26 protein-coding genes are annotated in these 26423 nt (G+C 48.9%); 22 read left to right on the top strand and 4 right to left on the bottom strand.

What is annotated here, in order from left to right; all coding sequences use genetic code 11:
* Positions 1-81: 81 nt before the first annotated feature.
* The 8 genes from larAH5 (at position 82) to BUA14_RS25650 (ending at position 9283) form a co-directional block, all read left to right on the top strand.
* Positions 82-1356, top strand: coding sequence for a nickel-dependent malate racemase, LarAH5 family (gene larAH5 / locus BUA14_RS25685; protein ID WP_072775218.1), 1275 nt, complete (start codon positions 82-84; stop codon positions 1354-1356).
* 117 nt (positions 1357-1473) lie between these two features.
* Positions 1474-1986 carry a tripartite tricarboxylate transporter TctB family protein gene (locus BUA14_RS25680; protein WP_072775189.1) on the top strand — a complete coding sequence of 171 codons (513 nt, stop codon included), beginning with the start codon at positions 1474-1476 and terminating at the stop codon, positions 1984-1986.
* 67 nt (positions 1987-2053) lie between these two features.
* Positions 2054-3550: a tripartite tricarboxylate transporter permease gene (locus BUA14_RS25675; RefSeq protein WP_072775217.1), complete on the top strand. Its 1497-nt coding sequence runs from the start codon at positions 2054-2056 to the stop codon at positions 3548-3550.
* A 41-nt stretch (positions 3551-3591) separates the two neighbouring features.
* Complete coding sequence (locus BUA14_RS25670) at positions 3592-4590, top strand: tripartite tricarboxylate transporter substrate binding protein (RefSeq protein WP_072775216.1); 999 nt, start codon at positions 3592-3594, stop codon at positions 4588-4590.
* A gap of 150 nt (positions 4591-4740) precedes the next feature.
* The gene (locus BUA14_RS25665; protein ID WP_072775188.1) at positions 4741-6483 is read left to right on the top strand and encodes a methyl-accepting chemotaxis protein; all 1743 of its coding nucleotides are present in this window, start codon (positions 4741-4743) and stop codon (positions 6481-6483) included.
* 197 nt (positions 6484-6680) lie between these two features.
* Positions 6681-7403, top strand: a complete 723-nt coding sequence (locus BUA14_RS25660; protein WP_072775187.1) for a FadR/GntR family transcriptional regulator — start codon at positions 6681-6683, stop codon at positions 7401-7403.
* 39 nt (positions 7404-7442) lie between these two features.
* Positions 7443-8498, top strand: a complete 1056-nt coding sequence (locus BUA14_RS25655; RefSeq protein WP_072775186.1) for an Ldh family oxidoreductase — start codon at positions 7443-7445, stop codon at positions 8496-8498.
* 98 nt (positions 8499-8596) lie between these two features.
* Complete coding sequence (locus BUA14_RS25650; RefSeq protein ID WP_072775185.1) at positions 8597-9283, top strand: SGNH/GDSL hydrolase family protein; 687 nt, start codon at positions 8597-8599, stop codon at positions 9281-9283.
* A gap of 73 nt (positions 9284-9356) precedes the next feature.
* On the opposite strand, the gene BUA14_RS25645 is transcribed toward BUA14_RS25650, so the two are convergent.
* Entirely contained in the window at positions 9357-10091 is a 735-nt protein-coding gene (locus tag BUA14_RS25645; protein WP_072775184.1) for a ZIP family metal transporter, read from the bottom strand.
* A 136-nt stretch (positions 10092-10227) separates the two neighbouring features.
* Between BUA14_RS25645 and spoIIR the strand changes: the two genes are divergently transcribed.
* On the top strand, positions 10228-10878 hold the full coding sequence (gene spoIIR / locus BUA14_RS25640) for a stage II sporulation protein R (protein ID WP_178371817.1): 651 nt from the start codon (positions 10228-10230) through the stop codon (positions 10876-10878).
* A gap of 88 nt (positions 10879-10966) precedes the next feature.
* On the opposite strand, the gene BUA14_RS25635 is transcribed toward spoIIR, so the two are convergent.
* Positions 10967-11767 (bottom strand): LytR/AlgR family response regulator transcription factor, encoded by an 801-nt coding sequence (locus BUA14_RS25635; protein ID WP_072775183.1) that lies wholly within the window; start codon positions 11765-11767, stop codon positions 10967-10969.
* A gap of 215 nt (positions 11768-11982) precedes the next feature.
* Here BUA14_RS25635 and BUA14_RS25630 point away from each other — a divergent pair, with 215 nt between their 5' ends.
* The 12 genes from BUA14_RS25630 to BUA14_RS25575 all read left to right on the top strand — a co-directional run bounded on the left by BUA14_RS25630 (position 11983) and on the right by BUA14_RS25575 (position 23194).
* Positions 11983-12684, top strand: coding sequence for a GerMN domain-containing protein (locus tag BUA14_RS25630; RefSeq protein WP_072775182.1), 702 nt, complete (start codon positions 11983-11985; stop codon positions 12682-12684).
* A 315-nt stretch (positions 12685-12999) separates the two neighbouring features.
* Positions 13000-13506 carry a MarR family winged helix-turn-helix transcriptional regulator gene (locus tag BUA14_RS25625; protein ID WP_072775181.1) on the top strand — a complete coding sequence of 169 codons (507 nt, stop codon included), beginning with the start codon at positions 13000-13002 and terminating at the stop codon, positions 13504-13506.
* 102 nt (positions 13507-13608) lie between these two features.
* A complete protein-coding gene (locus tag BUA14_RS25620) occupies positions 13609-14169 on the top strand; it encodes an HD-GYP domain-containing protein (protein WP_072775180.1) in 561 nt (186 codons plus the stop codon).
* Positions 14170-14263: 94 nt separating this feature from the next.
* Positions 14264-15151 carry a glutamate racemase gene (murI, locus tag BUA14_RS25615; RefSeq protein WP_072775179.1) on the top strand — a complete coding sequence of 296 codons (888 nt, stop codon included), beginning with the start codon at positions 14264-14266 and terminating at the stop codon, positions 15149-15151.
* A 31-nt stretch (positions 15152-15182) separates the two neighbouring features.
* Positions 15183-15593: a methylaspartate mutase subunit S gene (gene glmS / locus BUA14_RS25610; protein ID WP_072775178.1), complete on the top strand. Its 411-nt coding sequence runs from the start codon at positions 15183-15185 to the stop codon at positions 15591-15593.
* Positions 15594-15605: 12 nt separating this feature from the next.
* The gene (gene glmL, locus BUA14_RS25605) at positions 15606-16985 is read left to right on the top strand and encodes a methylaspartate mutase accessory protein GlmL (protein WP_072775177.1); all 1380 of its coding nucleotides are present in this window, start codon (positions 15606-15608) and stop codon (positions 16983-16985) included.
* Between the two features lie 13 nt (positions 16986-16998).
* Positions 16999-18453: a methylaspartate mutase subunit E gene (locus tag BUA14_RS25600; protein WP_072775176.1), complete on the top strand. Its 1455-nt coding sequence runs from the start codon at positions 16999-17001 to the stop codon at positions 18451-18453.
* A 22-nt stretch (positions 18454-18475) separates the two neighbouring features.
* Positions 18476-19744, top strand: a complete 1269-nt coding sequence (locus tag BUA14_RS25595; RefSeq protein ID WP_072775175.1) for a methylaspartate ammonia-lyase — start codon at positions 18476-18478, stop codon at positions 19742-19744.
* Positions 19745-19853: 109 nt separating this feature from the next.
* Positions 19854-20861, top strand: coding sequence for a 2-hydroxyacyl-CoA dehydratase family protein (locus BUA14_RS25590; RefSeq protein WP_072775174.1), 1008 nt, complete (start codon positions 19854-19856; stop codon positions 20859-20861).
* A gap of 46 nt (positions 20862-20907) precedes the next feature.
* A complete protein-coding gene (locus tag BUA14_RS25585) occupies positions 20908-21708 on the top strand; it encodes an acyl-CoA dehydratase activase (RefSeq protein ID WP_072775173.1) in 801 nt (266 codons plus the stop codon).
* A 56-nt stretch (positions 21709-21764) separates the two neighbouring features.
* Positions 21765-22634 (top strand): fumarate hydratase, encoded by an 870-nt coding sequence (locus BUA14_RS25580; protein ID WP_072775172.1) that lies wholly within the window; start codon positions 21765-21767, stop codon positions 22632-22634.
* Between the two features lie 2 nt (positions 22635-22636).
* A complete protein-coding gene (locus tag BUA14_RS25575) occupies positions 22637-23194 on the top strand; it encodes a Fe-S-containing hydro-lyase (protein ID WP_072775171.1) in 558 nt (185 codons plus the stop codon).
* Positions 23195-23288: 94 nt separating this feature from the next.
* Here the strand turns inward: BUA14_RS25575 and BUA14_RS25570 are convergent, their stop codons facing one another.
* Positions 23289-24044: a formate dehydrogenase subunit gamma gene (locus BUA14_RS25570; protein ID WP_072775170.1), complete on the bottom strand. Its 756-nt coding sequence runs from the start codon at positions 24042-24044 to the stop codon at positions 23289-23291.
* Positions 24025-25095 carry a 4Fe-4S dicluster domain-containing protein gene (locus tag BUA14_RS25565; protein WP_072775169.1) on the bottom strand — a complete coding sequence of 357 codons (1071 nt, stop codon included), beginning with the start codon at positions 25093-25095 and terminating at the stop codon, positions 24025-24027. Before BUA14_RS25565 ends, BUA14_RS25570 begins: the two co-directional genes overlap by 20 nt.
* 196 nt (positions 25096-25291) lie before the next feature.
* On the opposite strand from BUA14_RS25565, the gene BUA14_RS25560 reads away from it, so the two are divergent.
* Positions 25292-26017 (top strand): ATP-binding protein, encoded by a 726-nt coding sequence (locus BUA14_RS25560; protein WP_084078875.1) that lies wholly within the window; start codon positions 25292-25294, stop codon positions 26015-26017.
* Positions 26018-26423: the final 406 nt, after the last annotated feature.

The following is a 26423-nucleotide window of genomic DNA, read 5'->3' as shown; positions in this document are numbered from 1 at the left end:
AATTATACGTGAAAAAGAAAATAGCGCAAACTAATGGGAATGAGGGTGTAACGTTAAACATAAGTGAGGCAGGGTGAAAGTGTGAAGACAATTGAATTGCCTTATGGGCATGGGACACAATCTTGCTCGATACCGGATGATATTGACTGTGTCTATGGCAGATTAAAATCGGTAGAGCCTAGTATGGAAGCCGGCGAACAAATCTCTGCAGCTTTACTAAATTTAATAGGGGATATCAATTTTGATAAACTTAGAAACGCCAAGTCAGTGGCTATCGCTGTGAGTGATATGACACGTCCTGTGCCCTCTCGCCTCATTTTGGAGAAGCTGTTACCCTGGTTAGCTGAATTTGGAATCCATGGAGACCAAGTTACGGTGCTTGTGGGCGGCGGATTGCATCATCCGGCAACCCAGGAAGAGATGAATTATATAGTTGGTGAGGAATTGCCCAAAAGAGTGAAACAGGTTCTTCCCCACGATGCGGATGACAGAGACTGTCTAAGTTTTTTGGGCACATCTCCTTTAGGAACTCCTGTCTATGTCAATCAACATTTTGCTCAGGCGGATTTTAAAATTGTGACCGGTATGGTTGATGCCCATCAATTTATGGGATTCACCGCAGGCGTTAAAGGTGCGGTCATTGGCTTAGGCGGAAGAGAGACGATCACGGGGAATCATGTCCGGCTTTTTCAACCCGGTGCTGAACTGGGGCAAATGGAAGGAAATCCGGCGCGCATCGATTTAGAGGATTGTGGCCGGATCATTGGGGTTGATATGGTTGTCAATGTCGTACTTAATACCCAAAAGAAGGTCGTTAAAGCTGTTGCCGGCCATCCCAGGGCAGCCCACGGTGCAGCAGTTGAATTTGCCAGGAGTATTTTTGGTGTACCGATGAGTTCAGCTGACATTGTCATTGCATCTCCGGGAGGGTTTCCGAAAGATATCAACGCCTATCAGGCTCAGAAAGCCTTAACCCCTGCCTTGCAGCTGGTTAAGCCGGGAGGAGTCATCATTTTAGTGGCTCAATGCAGCGAAGGGTCTGGAGAAGAAAGTTTTGCCAAGACCATGTCCTTATATGATGATCCGTCAGACCTTGTGACTTCCTTTAAAGAAAAAGAGTTTGTGATCGGTCCTCATAAAGCCTATCTCTGGACCAGAACATTTCTGAAAGCGAAAACAATCCTGGTGTCTGACAAAGTATCCCCGGAATTAGCCAAAATTCTCATGGTTAAGGTTACGAAGAGCCTGCAAGAGGCCATAGATGATGTTCTCCCTGATGATACAGCTGGTTTGAAAATAACGGTATTACCGAACGCCAACTCTGTTATTCCGATACTGAGAGATGAGGTCCCATAAACTAAGTGCTTCGTTCAATGAAGCACTTAGTATCTGACTGTAGGCGCTTGTTTTAAGGAACGTGAAAGATAGTATTAGAACAAGTGCCCGCATAGTGAGCGTTAAAGGAGGAAGGGAATGGGTGAGAATAGTATCGCCGAAGTTGACGACAAGAAGATGACCGGAAAGATTCCGTTTGCCAAAAAGACAGATTTTAAAATAGGAATTACTTTTCTGATTTTATCAATCTTTATCATTGTCCAAGCGAGACAAATGCCCAAGAGCATGCCGGGTGTGGATTTCGGGCCGGGGATCCTTCCTTTGGGGTTAGGTGTTGTTCTTGCTGTTCTTAGCATTATCTTGCTTATTCAATCCTTAGGTGAGAAGAATACGACAACCTCTGTGCTGCGGCGGCAGGATGTGCTTCCCGTCGCAGGATTGTTTTTGGTTCTGGTTCTCTACCTGGGGTTAATGGAGATCCTTGGCTTTGGTATAACCACATTTATGCTTGTCACGTATCTGGCCCATAAACTCGGCAAATATGCTTTGTGGAAATGTGCTCTATTGGGTGCGATCACAGGGGTACTTATTGTTTACCTGTTTCGGACTTTGCTGGACCTTCCTCTGCCCATTGGCTTTTTGGGGTTCTAAAGTTCAACCATCATAAATGACTCTAACATGAATTTCACACAAGTGAGGTGAGTCTGTGGACTTTTCAATGTTAATCAATGGCTTTCTTACTGCTTTAACTCCCGAAAACTTATTGTTTGGGTTCATAGGTTGTTTAGCCGGAACATTGATCGGGGTATTGCCCGGATTAGGACCTACATCAGGAATTGCTATTTTGCTGCCCTTAACCACAATTTTGCCCCCAATTCCAGCGATTATCATGCTATCGGGGATTTACTACGGGGCAATGTATGGAGGGTCTACGACAGCTATCCTGGTTAATATTCCCGGCGAGGTAGGTTCCGTGGCAACGGCCCTGGATGGCTACCAACTGGCTAAACAAGGGAAGGCTGGCCCGGCTTTGGCGACTGCGGCAATTTCGTCTTTCGTGGCGGGAACGCTCAGCCTGATTGGATTGACTTTTTTTGCACCGACGTTAGCCAATGTGGCTCTGCGCTTTGGCCCTCCGGAGTATTTCGCATTGATGATTCTGGCTTTGAGTGTGGTTATTAATCTTACCGGGAGATCGCTGGTTAAAGGCTTAATTTCAGCTCTCATCGGATTCCTGATCGCTATGGTCGGCATGGAATCCGTGACAGGCTATTCGCGCTTTACCTTTGGCAATATTAATCTCATGTCGGGGATCGATTTTATCAGCGTGATCATTGGCTTATTTGCCGTAGGGGAGATATTTTCCAATCTTGAGCATATCGGTGCACCTGTCTACAACGCCAAGCTGCAAAGGCTCTATTTAACGGCCAAAGAGTTCTTCTATATTACGCCAACGATGATTCGCTCAGCGGTTGTTGGGTTTTTCTTGGGCTTATTGCCGGGATGCAGTCCGGGGGTTACCTCTTTCATGTCTTATGACATTGAAAAACGTATCTCCAAGCATCCGGAAACCTTTGGTAAGGGTGACCTGAGAGGAGTGGCGGCTCCCGAGGGGGCGAACAATGCGACAACCAGCGGCGGCTTTGTACCTTTGCTGTCCTTTGGCATTCCTTCCGGACCGGCCTTGGCCGTTCTTTTAGGCGGGTTCATGATGTATGGCCTGCAGCCGGGTCCCACCCTTTTCGAGAAGAACGCTGATCTGGTCTGGGCTGTCATTGCTTCTATGTATATCGGCAATGTTATCCTGATTATCCTGAACCTCCCCTTGGTCCCGTTCTGGGCCAAGCTTGTCAAGGTACCTTATGGGATCTTAGCACCGATGGTCCTGGTCTTCTCTTTTATCGGCGCTTACAGTGTAAGATTCAAGCTGTTTGATGTCGGTGTGGCCATCTTCTTCGGTCTGGTTGGCTGGTTGTTTAAGAAAATAGAGATACCAACAACTCCTTTGATCCTATGTTTAATTTTAGGAACAATTTTTGAAACCTCCCTTCGCCAATCCTTGAACATGTCCCATGGCAGCCTGGTGATCTTTTTCACGAGACCAATTTCTCTGACGCTGCTCGCTGTTGCTGCAGTTTTACTGGCAGCCTCATTGTATACTCGCATTAAAAACCCGGGGGCCGTTCAAGACGCTTTGGCTGAGGAGTCTGAGTGATCATCATGCGGTTAAATAAATTAAGATATGGGGGTAAAAAGATGAAAAGATGGACCAAATTGACAGCTGCCCTGGTTACAATCGGGGCCTTGCTTCTATCAGGGTGCGGAGGTGGCACTCAGGCAACAACTGCTGACGAGAAGAAAGCGGACTTTCCCAAGAAACCTGTAAACATGATTATCGCCTTCACAGCCGGTGGTTCAAGTGATGTTCAGGCCCGCATCGTCGAGAAGTACTGGAAAGAAAATTTCAATAGCCAGCCCTTAACCTTCGATTATCAGGTAGGGGCCGGTGGACAAGTTGGTTTTACAGCGATTACGAAGGGGAGGCCGGATGGATATACCATCGGTGGGGTCAATGTTCCCCACATCAATTTGCAGGCGTTGAGTCCTCAAGGCACCTATAAGATCGAAGATTTCGCTTTTATCTGCCAAGTTGTCAATGATCCCAATCTTCTGGTTGTTCAAGCTAATAGCCCGATGACTACTGTCGCCGACTTCGTTGCCGAGGCCAAGAAAAAAGATGGCAAAATGACCATTGGGGTAGTGGGAACCTTTACCGCACATCATATTGCAGCATTGCAGCTGATGGATTTGCTTGATATCAAATTAACCCTTGTTCCTTTCACTGGAGCTGCTGACGAGAATGTGGCTTTGATGGGCGGCCATGTGGACGCCATGATCGGAAACCTCAATGATGTGATGAGGGATATGAGCAAGTATAAATTCCTGGCCATTGCCTCCGAAGAACGTCATCCCTGGATGAAAGATGTCGCTACTTTCAAAGAACAAAATGTTGACTTCATTTCTGATATTCGCCGTGGCTTTGCAGCTCCGAAAGATATTGATCCGGCTGTATTAAAGGTACTCCGGGAGGGATTTGAAAAGATCTGTACGAACCCTGACTATATTGCGGAAATGGAGAAAATCGGACAGCCTCATGAGTATCTGAATGGTGAAGAATTTACGGAAATTGTTAATACCTATACCAAGACGGTCACACCTCTTGTCGAAAAATATGGGCTTAACAAAACCAATTAAACAATGATTGTTAATGAGAATGGATTTACAGGCAAAGTCCATTCTCATTCCTTTTGATCATTACCCCTGAAGCACGGCATTCTTGGGAACTAAACCATAAAAATGCTTTAATGCTACTGCAATTTAGAAAAGAAAGTGGGATTAGTAGAAATGGGATGGTTTATTAATTTAAAAACAAGTAGAAAACTCTTGATCTGCTTTTTACTAATGGCCCTATTAATCCTGACTGTTGGCATCACCGGGCTGCTTAACCTGGGCAAAGTCAACAATAATATTAAAAAAATCACCATGGATGGCATCCAGCCCATTCTCATTTTAGAAGACTTGAATAAGAGCTTTGTCAAAGGAGCTGCGGAGTTGGCCGGCGTGGTCTGGGAAAGCCAGGTTGCAGAAGACTCTGCACTGATTGGCGATTCCCGCCGGGCGATTGCCCGGTCTATCGAGGATAATGAACATAACGACATATTGCTCCAGCAGTTTCAAACGCTTAATTTAACTGACGAAGAAAAAGAACTGTTAGCGGAATTCAAACGTGAGGAGGCGGTTTACCGCGACTTGCGGGAAAAGGCGCTGACCGCCGTTGAATTAAAAAGTTATGCCTTAGCCGGTGACTTCAATCAGCAAGCCGGCCTGCAGCAGGCTAAAGTCGAAGGAATCATCGATCAGATGATTGAGTGTTCCCTGGCCTATAATGAGGAGCTTCAGCGCGCTTCGGAACAGGACTTTGCCAAGGCCGGCATGGTCATTATGATTCTGACCGCCTGCGGTTTTGTTTTGGCATTGTTATTCAGTCTGCTTCTGGGGAGAATGCTCAGCCGCCCGATTCTGGCCGCCGTTGAACAGGCTGAATTATTTGCCCAAGGGGATTTTTCCACAGATCAGCAAAGAGCTTTCCTGGGCAGGAAGGACGAAATCGGTCAATTAGCCCAGGCCTATGATGAGATCGACAGCAATATGAGCCGCCTTCTGGAACAGGTGATGGCGGCTGCCGAAGATCTCAAGACAGTGGGAGCGGAACTATCGGTGTCGGCTGAGGAGCTGAACGCCCAGGGACAAAACATCAACGCCGGAGCGGAGCAGATTGCGGCAGGGATGGAGGAGACGGCAGCCTCTGCCCAAGAAATGCTGGCCTCGGGGGAGGAGATCAGCAACGGGGCCGGCCGGCTGGCCGGGAAAGCCGCTGAGGGCAGCCGAATCGTCCAGGACATCGAGAAGAAGGCCCAGCAGATGCGTGCCAATGCTGAAGCATCACGGGGAGCGACCCTGAGCATGTATCAGCAGAAACAAGCAGAGATCCTAGCCGCCATCAAAAACGGTGAAGTGGTTCAGGAAATCAGGATCATGGCCGAAACCATCGACGGTATCGCCGGGCAGACCAATCTCCTGGCCTTGAACGCCGCCATCGAAGCAGCCCGGGCCGGAGAGCAGGGGCGGGGCTTTGCCGTAGTCGCCGAAGAAGTGCGGAAGCTGGCTGAACAATCGGCCCAGACCGTGGCGGGAATCCATGCCGTGATCAGCAAAGTCACTGAAGCCTTTAGCCAGCTCTCCCGCAATTCCTCCGACGTATTAAGCTTTATGGAGGAAAAAGTCATTCCCGATTATGAGGTGCTCGTAGAAGCAGAAGGACAATATGCCCGGGATGCCCATCGGGTAGGAACCCTGGTGGAAGACTTCGCCGCCACATCAGAACAAATGCTGGCCGCCATCGAGCAAATGAGCAACGCCATCCAAACCGTTTCCGCTTCCGTCCAGGAAAGCACCGGCAGTTCCCAGGAAATCGCCCACAATATGAGCCGGATGGCCGGGGTGATGGAGCAGGTGGCCAGAGCCGCCCATAGCCAGGCTGAACATGCCATGAACCTGAATACTATGGTGGAGAAGTTCAAAATATAGAGCTTCGTTGATTGATAGCTATAGCTTATTAACCCTCCTTAATCGTTAATTATCACCCCGGATTAACTATAGTGTATAATTTTTTTAAAGATGGAAATGCAAGGGTCAATAAACTTAAAAGTAAATCGTTTATTGCCCTTTTACCATGGGAAGTGGTATTATATATTACCAGAGAGTATTGTAAGGGTGGTATAGTAGTGTTTGAACCAGTTAAAACACATGGTAATCTGTCCGAGGAAATCGTGAAACAAGTTGTCCAGAGTATCAGTAACGGTGAACTTAAGCCAGGGGATAAACTGCCTGCTGAACGGGAAATGTGCAATGTATTTTCAGTAAGCAGAACAGTGGTCCGTGATGCCTTGAAGACTTTGGCAGGACTGGGCATGGTTACGATTCGCCATGGCCTGGGGGCTTATGTCAATGAGGTGGATGAACAAGTCGAAGATGTATCACGGTTAGCGGCACTGCTCCAGATAACCCAGGGTACTTTTGATGAGATTTTTCAGGTTCGAGTAATATTAGAAGGGTATGCGGCATTATGGTGTGCTCAGAATGCTGATGACAAGGATATCGCAGAGCTTGGAAAAATCGTCAAGAGGGGAAAAGAGCTGGGCTCTGCAAGTGGCGGTAAACTTGCTTTGCTTGACGCGGAATTCCATCTTAAGATTGCTGAGGCATCGGGTAATAAAGTCCTTAAGCGTCTGATGATCAACATCCTGGATTTGACGGGAGAAATCAGAGACAGCAGCTTTAAGATTCCCGGACGTCAATATTTATCCGTGCTGGAGCATGAAGCGATTTATGAGGCGATCAAACAGCGTGATCCGGATTTGGCGTTTCAGGAAATGATCAAGCATATTGAAGCTGTGAAAGAAGATATTCGCTCCAGTGCCCAAGTGAAAGAGGATATTGGGAAATAATACAAGGGCGGGATGATGGCTAAGGAGGAGGTTGCGGGAATGAGTCAGATGTTCTCTGGTCAGGTAGTAAATGATTTTTGTCAAAGACTTTTAGAAGCAAGTGGCGTGCCGGCAACTGATGCCGAAATTGTTTCATCCATATTGGTGGATACGAGTCTGGAGGGTATTGATACCCATGGAATTAGCCGCTTACCGGTTTATCTGAAGTGTCTGTTAAAGGGGCGCATCAACCCAAAGCCCAAGATCCAGGAAACCATCGATGCTGCCGTGGCCTGTGTGGACGGTGATAACGGACTCGGTCAATTAGTTGCCTATCGAGCTATGAATAGTGCTATCGACCTGGCAAAAATCTATGGTATAGGTTTTGTGACGGTGAAGAACAGCAATCATTTTGGAGCGGCTTCTACCTACTGCAAATTAGCTGCCGCGCAACAAATGATCGGGCAAGCCTATACCAACTCACCCAGCGGTATTCCGCCTTGGGGAGGGAGGGCTCCCTATTTTGGCACCAATCCAATCTCATATGGATTTCCTCATGCCGAGTATCCGGTTGTCGTTGATATGTCTTCATCTACGGTGGCTCGCGGCAATATTATTTTAGCGGCTAAAAATGGTGAGGAGATTCCGGAGGGCTGGGCGATCGACAAAGACGGGAAAGCGACGACAAATGCCAAAGCCGCACTGGAGGGTGCGGTTTTGCCCATCGGCGGAGCGAAAGGCTATACCTTGGCTTTGGCAGCCGAGGTGATGGCGGGCATTATCAGCGGTTCTGCTTACGGCTCCCATGTGGGCTGGATTTATGATGAAGGCAGAGAACCCGTGAATATCGGTCATAGCTTTTTGGCCATAGATATTGCCAAACTGATGCCGGTTGAAGAATTCAGCCAAAGGATGGGTGATATGATCCGGGAAGTTAAGGAAATACCGAAGGCTGAAGGGATTACGGAAATTCGGATTCCGGGTGAAAGGCGGCAGGCCAACGCCGATCAACGCAAACAAGACGGAATACCGGTTGCTGAGGGGCTGTTGCAGGAGCTTAATCTGCTGGCTGAAAAATTGGCAATCCCTATACTCTCATTTTGCCCTCATGGGTAGTAATTATATGAGAGAAATTCTCGGCGAGGGAGGGATTGGGAAGAGATACGTAGAATACTGGCTTATTGAAACATTGCAAAAGGGGATGACCACACAGTATGCGGACGTATCGGATTGAAATTCGTTTAATTCAACTTTCGGTGTTTTTAAGTGTGCTTGTAGTGATTGCCGGCTTTTTTGGATTATGGGACAATAAAGACCAGGGGCAGGCTGCCGCTCCTCCCGGGCAGGAAGAACCGGCACCCGTTTTGGAGAATACAAAGATCGTGACCATAGGAGATTCCTTTACCTTTGGTTACCCTGGCAATACGGAAAATTCCTGGCCGGCGGTTTTGGGGCAGACCTCCCAGATTGAAGTGGTGAACAAAGGGCTGAAAAGTCAGACTGCCCAGGACCTTTACTCCCGTTTTGAGGCGGATGTGCTCGCTGAAAAGCCGGGCCGGGTGATCATTTTTGTGGGGAACGGCGATGCCATTAAAGAGGTACCGCTTGAGACCTTCCAACAGCATATAAAGGCTATGGTGGAAAAGGCTGAGAGCAATCATATTATTCCGATTCTCGCCTTGCCCTTACCTTATACAGGGGTTCAAAACACCATTAAGGAATTCAGAGAATGGGAATCAAGCTATGCTAAAGAAAAGAATATCCTCGTTTTAGATTTTGCGACCGTGCTCATGGATACCGACAATGTATACTTGGAGGGGTTATTATCCAAGGAGGCCAATTACCCGTCCAAAGAAGGCTATAAGGTTATGGGGGAATATGCCTCACGAGTACTCGATTAGGTGAATCAAGGGAACAGGTGAAATGGTCCGGCAAAGAAAAGCTTCCGTCAGTCTGGAACTAAGGGAAGCTTTTTTAGTGGAGAAAGCTTATTCCGGCAAAGAAGAGATATCCCAGGACTCCTCCTAAGAGGGCGTAGCGGGGATGGCGTTCACGGGAAAGGGGCCAGAGCTCCGCAAAAACCAGGAAGGCCATAGCACCTCCGGCCAGCGCCAGAAAAAAGGAGAGGGAATTTTGCACACTGTCGATAGCCAATAAACCGATCAGGGCTCCCAAAGGGGTAAAAAAGGCAATCCCAAAATTCAAAAGGAGTATTTTCCAGCTTTTTATTTCAGCCATTTTTAGAGGAGCTGTGGTAGCCATGCCCTCCGGCAGATTATGTAAGGTAATGGCCATAGCGATAAGAAACCCTAAATCCCCTGTGGCCTCTTGCCCAAGGGCGATGGCCATGCCCTCAGGGAGATCATGAAGGGCGATTCCTGCAGCCACTAAGAGCCCGATGCGTTTCAGCCGTTGGCGCCGCGGGAGGGGCAGGGAAGGGGGAGAGGCATTAAGCTTTTGATCAGCCAGTTTCATAAAGGCTAAACCGATGATAAAGCCAAGGATGACCTGGCTTAGGGGGCCGATCTGCCAGGCTGTAGGGAGCAGGTCCAGGGAAACGACAGCAAGCATCACACCTCCGGCCCCGGCAAGCAGCATCGCCAATACCTGCTCTTTAGGGCGGCCGAACATTAACACCAAGAGGCTGCCCAGGGTTGTGGCAAGCCCGGCAATGGTACTGACCCAGAGGATAGGGAGCCAATCCTGCATGAGCTATTCCTCCTCAAAAAGTAAGAACCTAAGTCTACTTTATGAAAAAAAGGATTAAACTATGTCTAAACCCATACTCACCTTGGACATAATGAAATTAGAAGGATTTGTGGCAAGGAGAGAGAGGGTTCTGGGCGTGCAAGAGTTTAAACATGCTGATTATGTTAAAAGGATAGAGATAATACTTATTATTTTTCTGGCGGTGCTTTTTCAGGTGGAGGTTTTTCATGCTTCTTTTGCCTATGCACGCTCTGTCGAGCAAGCAAAGGATCTGCTGGAGGTTGCGCAGATGGCGGAGAGTGGAGAAGACCTTATTCGTTTTCATGTCATAGCCAATTCGGATGCCGAGGAAGATCAGGCTCTTAAGCGGGCTGTACGGGATGCCATTCTTGAGGAGATATCCCCACAGCTGGCCCAATCCCAGTCCTTGGAACAGTCCCGCCGGATCTTGACAGAATTGCGTCCGGTTATGGAGGAAATCAGCCGGAAAGTTATTGAGACTTGGAGCAAAGATTATCCGGTTAAAACCGAATATGGCAAATTTATCTTTCCGACGAAGTCTTATGGTTCTTTGATTCTCCCGGCAGGGGAGTATGAGGCAGTACGAGTTGTCATCGGTGAAGGAAAAGGCTCCAATTGGTGGTGTGTGCTTTTCCCACCTCTATGCTTTGTGGATATTGGCCATTCGACAGCCCAGCCTGTGGATGGGAAACCTGGGATACCCTATGAGAAGCCTAAGGTAAGATTTTGGATCGTGGAGAAACTTGTTCAACTGTTCAAGTTATAAGTGCTGAAAGAGGGCTAACTTACGCTTATCTGCGTAGTTAGCCCTCTTTCTGGCAGGAAAGAATCAGAAGGACAGATCCGATAATTTGCTAAAGACCGAGAATTTCTTTGAGTTTGCGGGATTGGGTACGGCTGACAGGGACTTCGCTGCGCTCATGGTCATCCACTACGATGGAATAGGTGCCGTTGAAATAGGGGATGAGCTCGCGCATGCGTTTAATATTGACCAGGTAACAGCGGTGGGTGCGGAAAAAGAGATTCGGATTCAGGCGGGCTTCTAATTCTCTCAGGGTAAAGCGGGTGAGGTAAGATTCTTTTTGAGTTTTGGCAAAGACATTGTCTTTATCCGTATAGATATAAACAATTTCTTCAGGGCGGAGAAGAATGGTTTTGCCCCGTTGCTCTACCGGGATGACTTCCAGAGGGCGGATGGTGTTATTCTCCGGAGGTTGTTTGGGGAGGGGGGTGTCGGTGGCGGGTTCGTCAGGTTCGGATAAAGAGGGTGAGGCAGCCGGGTTGCCGGCTCCATGTTGAATGAAAAGTTTTTTGATGGCTTGATCAAGGCGTTTGGGGTTAATGGGCTTTAATAGATAGTCCAGGGCGTTTACACAGAAGGCATCTACGGCAAATTCTTCATGGGCTGTGATAAAGATGATGGCTGGGGAACTCTCTTTCTCTTTGAGTTGTCGAGCAAGGTCGATTCCTTTAAGTCCAGGCATATCAATATCCAGAAAAACTACCGAATACTCCAGGTTATTGATCAGTTCTAAGGCCTCGATGGCGTTGGCAGCTTCTCCGATAACCTGAAGATCCGTATAGTCTTGGAGTAAATAGCGGAGCTCTTTGCGGGCGGGGGATTCATCGTCGACAAGTAATGCACGTAACTTCAAGAGTCCCACTCCTTTCTGCGGTGGACTGAAAAACTGATTCTTTTTTCATACTATTCTGATAATATTCTAAGATTCCTTCTTTTCAATGTGAAAAAATTAAAATGAGGATTTCCTGGAGGACCTGTACTATTTCTCCGGACAAAGCATAGCATTAAATAGAAGAAGCCGATATCCGGTGCGACAGAGATCCATGAAGTTGGATAGGAGGAAAAAGCATGAAAAAATACTTATTTTACTTAGGAGTGCTTTTAATAGCGACCTTTCTTGTAGGGTGTGGAACACTGCAAACTCTGGTGAAAGAAGACAGTGAACCTTCTTCTTTTGCAGATTGGATAGGCAGTGCCAATGAAGAAGTGAATGTCCCGGCCACCAGCAATCTTGGGGATGGTAAAATGATCGGCCTTTATTTTCCTGATTCAACGGGCAAGCAGCTTATCAAAGAGGAACGGAATATCCCGAAAACCTTAAGTCTGGCCCGCGAGACGGTAACTCAATGGCTAATGGGGCCTGCAGTTCAGGGGGAGGCCCAGGCGGCAGTGGATCCCGCCACAACCCTGCTGGATATTGCAATAAAAGATGAAGTGGCTATTGTTGATCTGAGTCGGGAATTCACTCAAATGCATGGCAACGTCAACCAGGAAGTTGCAGTGTATGGCCTAGTGAATACTCTCACTCAATTTCCCACCGTTCGGGAGGTCACCTTTAGGGTAGAAGGCAAACCTTTGACCCAATTGGGCAGCCTTGATGTGACCCGATTATCCTATCGGGAAGGGTTGGTCAAAGGCGGAGGAACCCTCTCGGGAGGCGGCAACAGCATAGTATCTCCTGCACTCCCCTCCAATACGAATACCAATACCAATACAATGGACTCTCCCAGTGGGCTCAATATTTTCTCTTCTCAGCTATCGGCCAGCTAGTGACTTGTGAATGTTTCAATACGTGAAACCTTGTTTCATTGTAAGGATAAAAAGAAAAAGCTCATCATTAAGTTTGAAAAATATTATAATATAAATTCTCCATTTTGGATAGAGCTAAGTGAAAATATTTTAATCATCCAGGCTTTCATTGGCCTGGATGATTCTATGTAGGCCATTGATTTTTTAAGTTGGTAAAAGTGCAAAATTTCATAAAAAAGATTTTTAAGCATGTTTTTTTTCTCCAATTTATGCTAGAATAGAAAAAATAAAAAGATTGAAAATTATAAAAATTTTCTACTTAGAGGGGGTAGAGGAATGGAAGTTAATGAGGAGTTAAGTAGAGAACTTGAGGAGGCCATACGCCGTTCGAATACCGTCATCTATCGCAGGGGGCAAGCCCTGCTGGCGGAGATGGGCATTTCAAATCCTCAATTCAATACGTTGCTGGCTCTTTATGAGTTTGGGCCATTGACCATGGGAGATTTGGGGAAGCATTTGTTTACTGCCTGCAGTACCGCCACGGATTTGGCCGATCGTTTGGAACGGGATGGCTTGGTAGAAAGGATTCGTGATTCTAAGGATCGCCGCATTGTCAGGATGCATTTGCTTACTAAAGGGAAAAAGATGGCTGAAGTGATTATGAACGAGCGCTATCGTTTCCTGGAAGAAGTCTTAGCGGGCTATACAGCTGATGAGCACCGGCTCATCCTCGAAAGCCTTAAACACTTGATTGACCGGGTGGAGAGAACGGATAAGACCTATCCCGTAGAGCTGGAAGCCATTCGAAATATAAAGAAAAAGTTAATTTTAAGTCCCTCATAAAGGTTTTTTATGACGAGGTGTCGAATACTCCGACTCATGTAGCTTTGGATGAAACCAACCCATTCACTTAAAAGCATCATGGGACATACGGAGGAAATCAGCATGACGAGCTGGGACATCATCAAGTATATTGAATGGATTGAGAAGAAGGATCCTTTAACCTGCAGCCATTGCAGTAAATCTGCTGAGTATGCAATATTTCTTGGTAAAAACATCGCTCTGGCCGCCGATGAATTAGCAGTATTAAGTATTGCTGCCCCCCTTCATGATTTAGGTAAGATTAAAGTTCCCGATGAAATTCTTGGGAAGCCGGCTTCCTTAACCCAGGAGGAATTTAAGGTGATCCAATGCCATCCTCTTTGGGGTGCTGAGATGATCTTAGATAATGCCGGAAGGAATCTTGACTGGCTGCGTGTGGCTGAAATTATCCTCAATCATCATGAACGGTTTGATGGCTGCGGATATCCGGCGGGCATAAGCGGCAGGCAGATCCCTTTTCTGGCTCAAATTGTTTCCATCGCCGATGCTTATGATGCTATGACATCGGATCGTCCTTATCGCAGTGCCATGTCGGAGGAACAGGCCAAAAGGATTTTGCAGCATGAGGGCGGCAAGCAATTCCATCCCGACTTAGTCGAAGAATTCGTCAAGTTAATTGCATAAATGAAGTGAAAGCGAGGAGCTATTCCTCGTTTTTTGTTTGGCTAAAGTTTTCTTGATTCTGTGGTTTTTTGGATGAAAAGAGAGTAGCATATATATGGAAGTTAAGTTGATAATTGAAGCGGGACCAAGGGGAGGAATTAAATTGGCTCAGCATGTGATTGGGATGTTTGATTCGGGAGTAGGCGGTTTGACGGTCATGAAGGAGATAGTGACCCAGCTTCCGGATGTTCAGATCATTTACTTTGGAGATACGGCTCGTGTACCTTATGGAAATCGGAGCAGGGAAGAACTGATTCATTTCGGAGAAGAAATTATCTCGTTTTTAATTGAGCAGGGAGCAGAGGCTATTGTGGTGGCCTGCAATACCAGTTCGGCCAATGCGGTGCCGGTGTTGAGGGAACAATTCAATTTACCTTTGATTGGAACGATTGAACCAGGGGCGAAGGCGGCGATTCAAGCAACGGCGACAGGGAACATCGGGCTGATTGCCACAGAAGCCACGGTGCGCAGCAAAGCCTATTCCTCCGCGGTGAGGCGGATATTAAGCAAGCGACAGGGCGGGCATGCCATTGAATTGGTGAAGGCCCAGGCTTGCCCTCTTTTCGTCCCCTTGGTGGAAGCGGGGCTTTTCCATTCACCGGAGGCCAGAGGGATCGCCCGTACTTATCTGGCCCCTATTCAGGAGGCACAGGTTGATGCGTTGATTCTCGGTTGTACCCATTACCCTTTCCTGGCACCCGTTATCCAGGAAATCCTCGGGGAAGAAATAATTTTAGTGGATCCGGCTCAGGCTATGACGGAGGAGTTGAAGGAAGTTCTTAAACAGTTGGAGTGTAACCGGGAAAGTGGACGAGAGACCCATAAGGCCCCCGGCCATCACCGTTTTTTTGTCAGCGGGGACCCGGTACTGTTTGAGCGGGTAGGGAATACTTTACTTCCTGGTCAGATTCACGATGTAAACCAGGTGAACTGGAATCGATAGACCGATGAGCTATCCGGAGGAGGGATGGTAAGTGGAACGGAAAACCTTGGTGCTGGGGGTTATTGGAGCGGATGTTCATGCTGTGGGGAATCGCATCCTGGATTATGCGTTCACTCAGGCAGGTTTTAAGGTGATCAATATAGGGGTTCTGGCATCCCAGGAAGAGTTTATCCGGGCGGCTATTGAGACGGCTGCCTCGGTGATTATGGTGTCCTCCCTTTATGGACACGGAGAGCTGGATTGTCGGGGACTCCGGGAAAAGTGCCAGGAGTCAGGGATCGGAGATATTCTGCTCTATGTGGGAGGGAATCTCGTCGTAGGGAAGCAGGAATTCAGTGAGGTTGAAAAGCGCTTTTTAGCGATGGGGTTCAATCGGGTATATCCCCCCGGAACCATGCCTGAGGTGGCCATTGAAGATCTGCGCAAGGATTTGGAGCTATAGGGGGGATGAAGGGTGCAGGAAATCCTTCTCATCGATTTTGGCAGCACCTACACCAAAGTAACCATCGTGGACCTGGAGCGGGAAGAGATTATCGGGACGGCGGCCGCTGGGACAACCATTGCAAGCAATATTATGGAAGGACTTAGCCATGCCTTGGCTCAGATTCCCGAACCCCCGGGGGGCTGGAATTTTGTCCGGAAGCTGGCCTGCAGCAGTGCTGCAGGGGGATTGAGGATGATGGCCAGCGGACTTGTCAAGGAATTGACTGCTGAAGCCGCCCGCCGGGCGGCCCTGGGAGCAGGCGCCCGGGTGTTGGAAGTTTTCAGCTATGAATTGACTTCTGATGATATTGAAAGAATAGCCCAGGCTCAACCGGATATTCTTCTCTTAGCGGGAGGCACGGATGGCGGCAATAAAGAGATTCTCTTAAAGAACGCGGAAAAGATCCTGGAGCTGCCCTTCTCGCTGCCTGTGGTGGTGGCGGGAAATAAGGTTGTTTCTTCCCGGGCGGCGGAGATAGTGCGTTGTAAACACGATCCGGTCGTGGTGGCGGGAAATGTCATGCCGGAGCTTAATGTGCTGGAAGTGGAGTCGGCACGGGGTGCTATCCGGGGAATTTTTCTGGAGCAGATTGTCCAGGCCAAGGGGCTGGATAAGGCGGAGATCTTTATTGAACGGGTGATGATGCCCACTCCGGCGGCTGTCCTTTCTGCTGCAGAGCTATTGTCTCAGGGCTATGGTGATGAAAAAGGCTTGGGTGAGCTTTTAATTATTGACGTGGGAGGGGCCACGACGGATATTCATTCCATTGCCGTCGGGGATCCCAGCAAGCCGGGAGTGATGCTGAAGGGGCTGCCGGAGCCCTATGCCAAGCGCACGGTGGAAGGAGATCTGGGGATGCGCTATAGCGCGGAAGCTCTGGTCGCTGCCTCAGGAAAACGCTTGCATCAGCTTTTGGGCTGGCGGGACGAGGAGATAGAGGAGCAGTTGGGCCTTTTTCAGGCCGATCCCTGGCGGGTTCCCCAGAATGAACGGGAAGCCACTTTTGATACGGCTATGGGCAGGATGGCTGTAGAGCTCTCTATGAAGCGCCATGTAGGAACCCTTGAGGTAGTCTATACTCCTTTTGGTGTCACCTATGCCCAGCAAGGCAAGGACTTAACTCAATTACCGGTGGTAGTGGGAACCGGCGGAGTCCTTTTGCATCATTCAGAACCCTTGGCAGTTTTGCGCGGCGCCCTTTTCAATGCCGCAGAACCTACTTTTCTTAAGCCTCAAAACCCGGATTTCTATTTGGATCAAGACTATATTTTGGCCTCCATGGGACTGTTGCGGGAGGTTAATCCCCTTGTTGCCCTGCGTTTGCTGAAGAAATACTGTGTAAAGATCTAAGGAGGTCAGATCAGTGGATCTAACGAATCGGATGATGGAGCCGGAAGAGTTCGCTCGCCAGCGTCAAGAGGTGCTGAACCAATGGGCCACTGGGAGGGACGTGGATTTCGAGGAAGCAGTGGCTTATCATAAAAACCTGCCCAGAAGCAAGAACTTTGGCTATAAGCTGGCAGAGGGTAAAGCCGGGGGAATCACCTTTGCTCAGCCCCGGGCCGGAGTCGCTCTTCTCAATGAGCATTTGGAGCTCCTGCGCTTTTTAGAGGAGGAAGGAGAGGCGGATTTTCTCCCGACCACCATCGATTCCTATACCCGGCAAAACCGTTATGCGGAGGCTCAGACCGGAATTGATGAGAGCCGCCTGGTGGGACGTTCCATGCTCAATGGTTTCCCGGCAGTTAATCATGGGGTATCTGCCTGCCGCCAGTTGATTGAACATCTCAAGGTGCCGGTTCAGGTTCGGCATGGCACTCCGGATGCCCGGCTTTTGGCTGAGATCACTTTGGCGGGAGGGTTCACCGCTTATGAAGGGGGAGGTATCTCCTACAATATTCCTTATGCTAAAGAAGTTTCGCTCGAGAAATCGATTAAATATTGGCAGTATGTCGATCGCTTGGTCGGCATGTATGAAGAAAAAGGTGTCAGCATTAATCGGGAGCCTTTTGGTCCTTTGACCGGCACTCTTGTGCCCCCTTCTGTATCCCATGCAGTAGCAGTGATCGAAGGTATCTTAGCGGTTGCCCAGGGAGTGCGGAGTCTGACCTTGGGCTACGGCCAGTGCGGCAATCTCCTGCAGGATGTGGCGGCAATCCGGACTTTGCCCTTATTGGCTGCTGAATATCTCAACAAGCTGGGCTATACTGATTTTGATATTACTACGGTCTTTCATCAGTGGATGGGCGGTTTCCCTCAGGATGAGGCCAAGGCTTACGGTGTCATCTCCTGGGGAGCCGCAGCTGCGGCCTTAGGAAAAGCCACGAAGGTTATTGTCAAATCGCCTCATGAAGCCTTGGGCATCCCCACCAAGGAGGCTAATGCAGCGGGGATCCGCACGACGAAGCAGATTCTGAACATGCTGAAGGACCAGAGCTTGCCGATGACTGAGGAGTTGGCCTTAGAGGAAAAGATGATCGGGGAAGAGACCCGGGCGATCCTGGATCGAACCCTTGATTTAGGAGAAGGGGATATGGCTGTGGGAGCAGTCCGTGCCTTCCAGGCGGGGGTTATCGATGTGCCTTTTGCCCCCAGCCGTTATAATGGGGGGAGGATTCTGCCGGCACGGGATTCCCAGGGAGCTGTGCGGGTGCTGGATTTTGGGAATCTGCCTTTCTCTGAGGAGATCAAGGAATTCCACCGGGAGCGGATTGCCCGGCGGGGAAGGGATGAAGGCAGGGAGCCCTCCTTCCAGATGGTTATCGATGATATCTATGCCATTGGCAAAGGGATGCTGGTGGGGAGGCCACGCAGCTAATCAGACAGAGGAGGTCTTATCTGTGAAGATTGTTGATATGATCGCTTCACCGGGCTTAACAGGGTTTTACTTTGATGATCAGCAGGCGATCAAAGCAGGGGCGGGTCAGGATGGGTTTGCCTATACGGGGGCTCCCATGACCTCTGGGTTTGGTGCTGTTCGTCAACGTGGGGAGTCGATTTCGGTGATGCTCATCCTGGAGGATGGGCAGGTGGCCTTTGGGGATTGTGCAGCGGTTCAGTACTCAGGGGCTGGGGGGCGTGATCCTCTTTTTTTGGCTCATGATTTTATCCCGATGATTATGGAAGAGCTCCGTCCCAAGCTTGTGGGGCAGGAACTGGATTCTTTCCGGAAGCTGGCAGACAGTATCGAGCATTCCCGGCGGCCCACTGGGGAATCCTATCATACAGCCATTCGCTATGGGGTGAGCCAGGCGATTCTGGATGGGGTGGCAAAAGCCAAAAAGCTGACCATGACGGAAGTGATCCTCGGGGAGTATCAGCTGCCTTTGGTGCTGGAGCCGGTGCCCATATTCACACAGACCGGGGATGAGCGGTATGCCAATGTGGATAAGGCCATACTCAAACGGGCCGGAGTGCTGCCCCATGCTCTCATCAACAATGTGGAGACTAAGCTGGGCAAGCATGGCGAACTGCTGCTGGAGTATGTGAATTGGCTGAGGGATCGGGTGATTCGCCTGGGGGATGGAGCTTACCGACCTATTCTGCATATTGATGTCTATGGGACCATCGGGATGGCTTTTGCAGATGATGTGGAGCGCATGGTGGAGTACTTCGGGGATCTGGAAAAAGCGGCGGAACCCTTTCCTTTGCGCATTGAAGGCCCGATGGATGCGGGAAACAAAGCAGAACAGCTGAAGCGGCTTAAGGGGTTGCGTGAAGCCCTTAAAGAGGCGGGTGTAAAGGTTGAGGTGGTTGCTGATGAATGGTGCAATACCTATGAGGATATTGTGGAATTCGTAGATGCCCAAGCGGCGGATATGGTTCAGATTAAAACTCCGGATCTGGGTGGGATTCAGAATACCATCGAAGCAGTGCTTTACGCCAGGAAGTTTGGGGTAGGTGCTTATGTGGGCGGTTCCTGCAATGAGACGGATGCCGGCGGCCGGACTGCCGTCCATGTAGCGTTGGCGACCCGTCCTGACCAAATGCTGGCCAAGCCGGGAATGGGTGTGGATGAAGGGTATATGATTGTGCATAATGAGATGAATCGGACGTTGGAGCTTTTGCGCTATAAAACCGGGTTGAAATCATCAGGCTGTAAATCTTAAGGTTATAAATCTTAGGGTTATACAAAGTCCTTGGTATTTCTTCCGGATAGTTATAAGATAATAACATAGGGCATGATGACAGAAGTTATGTGGAGAGGCTTGGAAGCGAATGAGCAAAATTGGGTTGACTACGACGGTACCGGTCGAAGTGATTTATGCAGCCGGAGATACACCGGTGGATTTGAATAATATTTTTATCTCGGATACCAGGGAAGCGATGCTGAGGATTGAGGAGGCGGAGCTGGCCGGGTACCCGCGGAATGTGTGCGGCTGGATTAAGGGCTTGTATGCGACGGCTCTTAAGAGTCCGGAAATTAAGAAAATCGTGGCGGTAACCCAGGGGGATTGCAGCAACACCCATGCCTTGATGGAGACTTGGGAGGAAGAGGGAATCGAAATTGTTCCTTTTGCCTTTCCTTATGATCGGGATGGAGATATGCTCAGACTCCAATTGGAGAAGCTGATCACGGCTCTGGGGACCACCTGGGATCAGGTGCGGGAGCAAAAGGTCCGTTTGGATCAGATTCGTCAGCTGGCCTGGGAGATCGATTGCTTGACTTGGGAAGAGAATAAGGTCAGAGGCTTTGAAAATCATCTCTACCTGGTTTCCTGTTCAGATTTCAATGGAGATCCGGAGGGATTTGCCCGGGATCTGGAAGGCTTCATTGCCGAGGCCAAAGAACGGGAGCCTCTTAACCTTAAATTTAAAGGTCGTAAAAAAAGAGAACTCCGGCTTGGGTTCATGGGAGTGCCGCCGATTATGCCGGATCTTTATAATTTCCTGGAGGAGCATGGGGCACGGGTGGTCTTTAATGAAGTGCAAAGGCAATTCAGCATGCCTTTTGCCACCGAGGATATCGTGGAGCAATATCAGCTTTATACTTATCCGTATAATGTCTTTGGACGGATTGAGGATGTGGCGCGGGAGGCAGAACGGCGGCAACTGGATGGACTGATCCATTATACTCAGAGCTTCTGCTATCGCCAGATTGAAGACTTGATTGTCCGCAGACGCCTGGATTATCCGATTCTCAATCTTGAAGGTGAGAATCCTACGGGTTTGGATGCCCGGAGCAAAATGAGGCTGGAATCCTTTTTACAGATGCTCCGCGATTGATTCTTCTTTGATGGTAAAAACTGTTATATAATTTAGGAGTAAGTGAATGGCAATAGTATGTGGAATAGATCTGGGAAGCCGGAGTGTTAAGATTGCGGTGATGGAAAGTTCATCAGAAGGGCTGCCGCCGCAGCTTAAGCGCTTGGAACGGCTGGATACCATTGGCTTTTATCGGGAATATGGCCGCAAGGTTCAGGGGAAGCTGGTCGTTGATTTTAAAGCCTTGGGCCTTCCTGAGGTGGATTGTTTGGTTTCAACAGGTTACGGGCGCAATACCCTGGAGGTGGCCGGCGGAGAGACCATACCGGAATTGAAGGCTCATGTCAGAGGGGCGATCTTTCAGACAGGGCTGAAGGATTTTACTTTGGTGGATCTGGGCGGCCAGGATAGTAAGATCATCGCTGTAAAAAACGGCCGGATGGTGGATTTTCAGACGAATGATAAATGTGCGGCATCCTCAGGGAGATATCTCGAGAACATGGCCAATGTCCTGGGCATGACTCTTGAGGAGCTGGGCGATCATGCCGCCGATCCGGTGGAATTGAATTCTACCTGTGCAGTCTTCGGAGAAAGTGAATTAATCGGCAAGATTGTGGAGGGAGAGCCTATGCCCCGCCTGGCGGCGGGAGTTAATGCGACCATCGTTAAACGTATCCTCCCACTTCTTCGTTCCTATACCAGTGATATCATCGTGTTTACCGGAGGAGTGGCTCATAATAAAGCCGTCCGGGAGCTTTTGCGGGAGGGGACTGCTAAGGAAGTCGTCGTTCCTCGGGAGCCCCAGTTCAATGGAGCGATTGGATGTGCGATCTATGGGTTTGAGGAGCTCGGGGAAGAAGAGGATTAGAGGGGTAAGAGAAGTAAGGGGAGTAAGAGGAGTTGTGAAAGGAGGTTGCTCAAGAAGTGCCAAAGGTTATCCATGTGGATCAGATTGTTGAGGCAGTGGAAGAGCTTTGTATCGGAGCCAATTATGATCTTGGCGACGATATGATGCTGAAGTTCAGGGAGGCTTTGCAAACTGAAGAATCTCCCTTGGGCTGTGAAGTATTTGAGAGGTTAATCGAAAACGCCACCATTGCTCATGAGGAGCAGGTTCCCATGTGCCAGGATACGGGCATGACGGTGATCTTTGTGGAGTTGGGGCAGGAGGTTATGGTCACCGGCGGAGCTTTAAAGGATGCTTTGAATGAGGGCGTTCGGCGCGGGTATGAAAAGGGATACCTGCGCAAATCGATGGTGAAGGATCCCTTTGACCGGGTGAATACCGGGGACAACACACCGGCGATTATTCATTATGACATCGTGCCCGGAGATCAATTGAAGATTACCGTTGCCCCCAAAGGAGCAGGCAGTGAGAACATGGGTGCTCTGAAAATGTGTAAGCCTTCGGAAGGTTTGGAGGGGGCTGTACAATTTGTGGTGGATACGGTGGAGAAGGCCGGAGGAAATCCCTGCCCTCCCATTATCGTAGGCGTAGGTGTAGGTGGAAGCATGGAGAAAGCCACTTATCTGGCGAAAAAGTCCCTCCTGCGTAAAGTGGGGGAACCCAATGCAGAAAAACGTCTGGCGGATATCGAGCAAGAGATACTGAAAAGGGTGAACAAGCTGGGAATCGGCCCTCAAGGGTTTGGGGGTACGAATACTGCTCTTGGAGTTCATTTGGAAGTTTACCCCACCCATATTGCCTCCCTGCCCGTTGCGGTAAATATCCAATGTCATGCAGCCCGCCATCAAGAAGTTGTCTTAAAGGGCAGACAAGAAGGGGAGGAATGAAAATGAGTGAAACACTTCATTTGGAACTTCCCCTGACCCAGGACAAAGTGGCTGATCTCAAAGCGGGGGATAGTCTGCTGCTTAGCGGCGTGATCTATACCGGCCGTGACGCCGCCCATAAAAAGATGGTGGAGGCCTTATTCCGGGGGGAAGAGCTTCCCTTTGATGTACGCAATCAGGTGATCTATTTTGTGGGTCCCACCCCGCCTAAACCGGGACAGGTTATCGGCTCAGCGGGTCCCACCACCAGTGGCCGGATGGATGCTTATTCTCCGATGTTGATTGAACGGGGACTGACCGGCATGATTGGCAAAGGATTGCGCTCTGAGGAAGTGATTGGTGCCATGAAGAAGCATGGCGCGGTTTATTTCGGAGCCATCGGGGGTTCCGGAGCGCTGTTGGCGAAGCGGATTGTTTCGGCAGAAGTTATCGCTTATCCGGAACTGGGACCGGAAGCCATCCGCAGGTTGGAGGTCAAGGATTTCCCGGTGATGGTGGTCATTGATAAGCATGGCAATAACCTTTATGAGTCAGGAAAGGCCCAGTATCGGCAAGTGTAAGTTTATTTTAAGCAGAAGGCCCCGGGAACAAATCCCGGGGCCTTCTGCTTAATTGTATTCTCTGCCGGAGTCCTTCGCGGCATAGGGATCAAGGTTAACAACCCGGATGGCCGGTTTCATTCCTGCCCTGTTCCCTACCGTGAGGTTCCTCGTCCGTGAAAGATGGGACCTGTTCCTTTGATTCAGGCTTTTTGCACCACAAGACATGGCGGTGTTCCGCGTAGTTGCGGTCAATATAGCCTGTAAACATTCCGGGGAGAAGGGCGCGGTTCTCCTTAAATATAAAGGCTGCCAGATGACCAATTATACCGAGGATCAGCAATACGGTGCCGATATTATGCAGCATAGTGGTCCAAAAAAGAAGAGAATAAGGCAGATCCACACCAGAGAGGTTTTTATACATTTTGATTAAGCCGGTAATGATGAGCAGGAGCACATTAAAGCCAATATAGAAATAGGCCAATCTTTGTTCTGCCAGGTATTTTCCGCAAGGGGGTTCCTGGCATTTCGTGATCATGGCTTTAATGATCAAATAGGATTCTTTAAAGTCACCGCGGCGGGGAAAGATATCAAATTCTTTGCGAATAAAGGCATTAATGATGTGGAAAAAGACGACAAAAATCAAGAGAACAGCCGCCAGGTAGTGAAGGTTGATGGTAATGAAGTAGTCCCCCAGCCATTCAGCACCGGGAAGCTTCGTGACATTATAGCGGTTATAGAGAGGCATTTGGCCAAAGCCTGTCAGAATCAGCAGGAAGATGGCAAGAGCAGTTGTCCAGTGGACAAAGCGATTAATCAAATTCTGCCTTAAGAGCTTTTCTCTTTTTGACTTAGGGGTTGTCGTGGCCATGTTCTTCCTCCTCTCCCGGGTTGACAGGGTTTGCGGATAAGCCATTGGCTTGATCCCCTTTCAAGGTGCGATAGGCAGTGATACCGGCTGCGGCGGCTCCGGCAAAGGGTGCCAGGAGTGCGCTGTAGAATAGCCCCTTTTCGCTTTCGAGATAATTATCCACTTTAACGGGCATACCTGGCCGGCCGGGAGAATTGTCTTCCTTTTGTTTTTTATCAGCCTTTATAGCCTGGTCAATTTTTTCGAAGGGAACGCTGGAAATGTAGAGGGTGGAGGTTCCTCCATTCTCCAGATCGCCATATACATAGCCGCCCATATCCTGGGCTTTCTTGCGGGCCAGAGCTTGAATCTCCTCACGGGGGCCAATGGTCAGGGCTTCCCGGGGACAGGCCTGGATACAGGCCGGCTTCTTGCCTACGGCTAAAAGGTCGCTGCAGAGATCACATTTATACATGACCCCGCCTCCCGCTAAATCGGGAGCAATCTGAAGATATAGCCCCACCCCCGCCTGGCGCTGGGGAATACCCCAGGGGCAGACGTCACGGCATTTTGCCCCGCCGAAACATACTCCATCATCGATGGAAACGGCCCCGGTGCTCTCCTTGGAGATAGCGCTGAAAGGGCAAAGCTTCAGGCAGGTTGGGTTATCGCAGTGCATACAACGCCTGGGCACATGGATCTCGTGTTGGAGGCCGTTATGATCGACTTTGACTTTATCGACGAAAGTCCAGTTGTAGGGAGTGAGACGAGTGGTAAGCTCTCTTTTGTCAGACCAATCCTCCACCTTTTTTTGAGGCCAATAATACTTAAGCGGTTTTTGCGGTTCCGGAAATCGGCTTTGATTGTGTTGGCGACAGGCGGCTACGCAAAGTGGGGTCGGGCTGTTTGGGCAGCCGTCACACCGGGTTAAATCGATTAATGTGCCAAGCTTTTCCCCGCGCTGCTCAGCGGCTTTAACCGGCTCGCTTAGTCCGGTTGCTGTCAATGCTCCCAGCAGGCCGGCTGCGGTAGCCCGCTTGAGAAAAGTACGGCGGGAGAAATTATTGTTCATACGGATACCCCCTATAGGTATAATAAGCGTTAGTTACTTTTTATCATATTTCAGGCGATATTACAAGAATAAAATTTAAAAACTACCTGTCGTAAAAAAGTCATAAATCCAGATGATCTGCCATAAATATACATCAGTTGTGGAAATATTTGTTCCTTAACAGGTGAAAAGGCATTATTAAAAAGAGGTGTTCAATATGTGGTGCCCAAAGATTTTTGATCATGTGGATGGTGCTGAACAAAAGTTCATCAGTGAAAAGATGCGAAGAATGGAAGAACTGCATACAGTGGGACAGCTGGCAGCTGGCTTAAGTCATGAGATTCGTAACCCTATCAGTGTGGTTAAAGGTTTTTTGCAAATGTTAAAAGGGAAAAATGATCTGTCACTCTATAGGGAATACTTTGATCTGATGATTTCCGAAATAGACCGGGTAGAGTCCATGATCAATGAGTTTCTGGCCTTTGGCCGGTTGAGCGGAGGCGAGCCGGTCCTATGCAACCTGAATGAAATCATCCGTGCCCTTCTGCCCTTGCTGCAGGCTTTTGCCAGTGAACTGGATAAACAAGTTTTAATAGAGTTGACAGAGATCCCTGATCTTGAACTCAATGATAAGGAAATTCGGCAAATAATTATGAACTTGGCCGGCAATGGCTTGGAAGCTATGACTGCGGGAGGCAAACTTACGATTCGTACCTTTTGCGCAGATCAACAAGTTGTTTTGGCTGTCCAGGACCAGGGCGAAGGAATACCGCCCCATATTCTAAAGAAGCTGGGTACTCCTTTTTTAACGACGAAGGAGAAGGGAACAGGGCTTGGTCTATCGGTATGCTTCGAGATAGTGGCTAAACATCAGGGGAGTATTGAGGCTCAAACAGGTGAAAATGGCACCATAGTCTATGTGAAGTTTCCCCGCGAATTTTAAAGAATTCGGCCAAATTCTCTCATTTGTTCACGGAAACTGTTCACGAAAACTTCACACTTTCTTAAGAAGAAGTTAAGAAATATTTGCTATACTTTGGTTATTGAACTCTGGGCAAATCAGGCTTGAGAGTGACCGGAATGAGAGGAGATGGCTGGTTTGAATGTCTGCCCAATGTGTAATTCGCGAGAGATTGGTAAAATAAATCGGGGAAGATTTTTTTGCGGTGAATGTTGTCATGAATGGACTGTTGAGACTGAAGGACATATAACGGTATATAGAATCACCAGCGACGGGACTATAGTACGCTTGCGCAAGGGGAATAACTCGGCTAATCTGTCAACAGCAGCAAGCTGATTAAAGGTTCTTTTTTCTTTAGAATAGCATTACTGTTATTGATAAATTCTAA

Origin of the sequence: Desulfitobacterium chlororespirans DSM 11544, from assembly GCF_900143285.1 — a bacterium.
GTDB classification, from domain to species: domain Bacteria; phylum Bacillota; class Desulfitobacteriia; order Desulfitobacteriales; family Desulfitobacteriaceae; genus Desulfitobacterium; species Desulfitobacterium chlororespirans.
The sequence above is the reverse complement of the archived record's forward strand: the minus strand, read 5'-3'. Positions and strand labels throughout refer to the sequence as shown.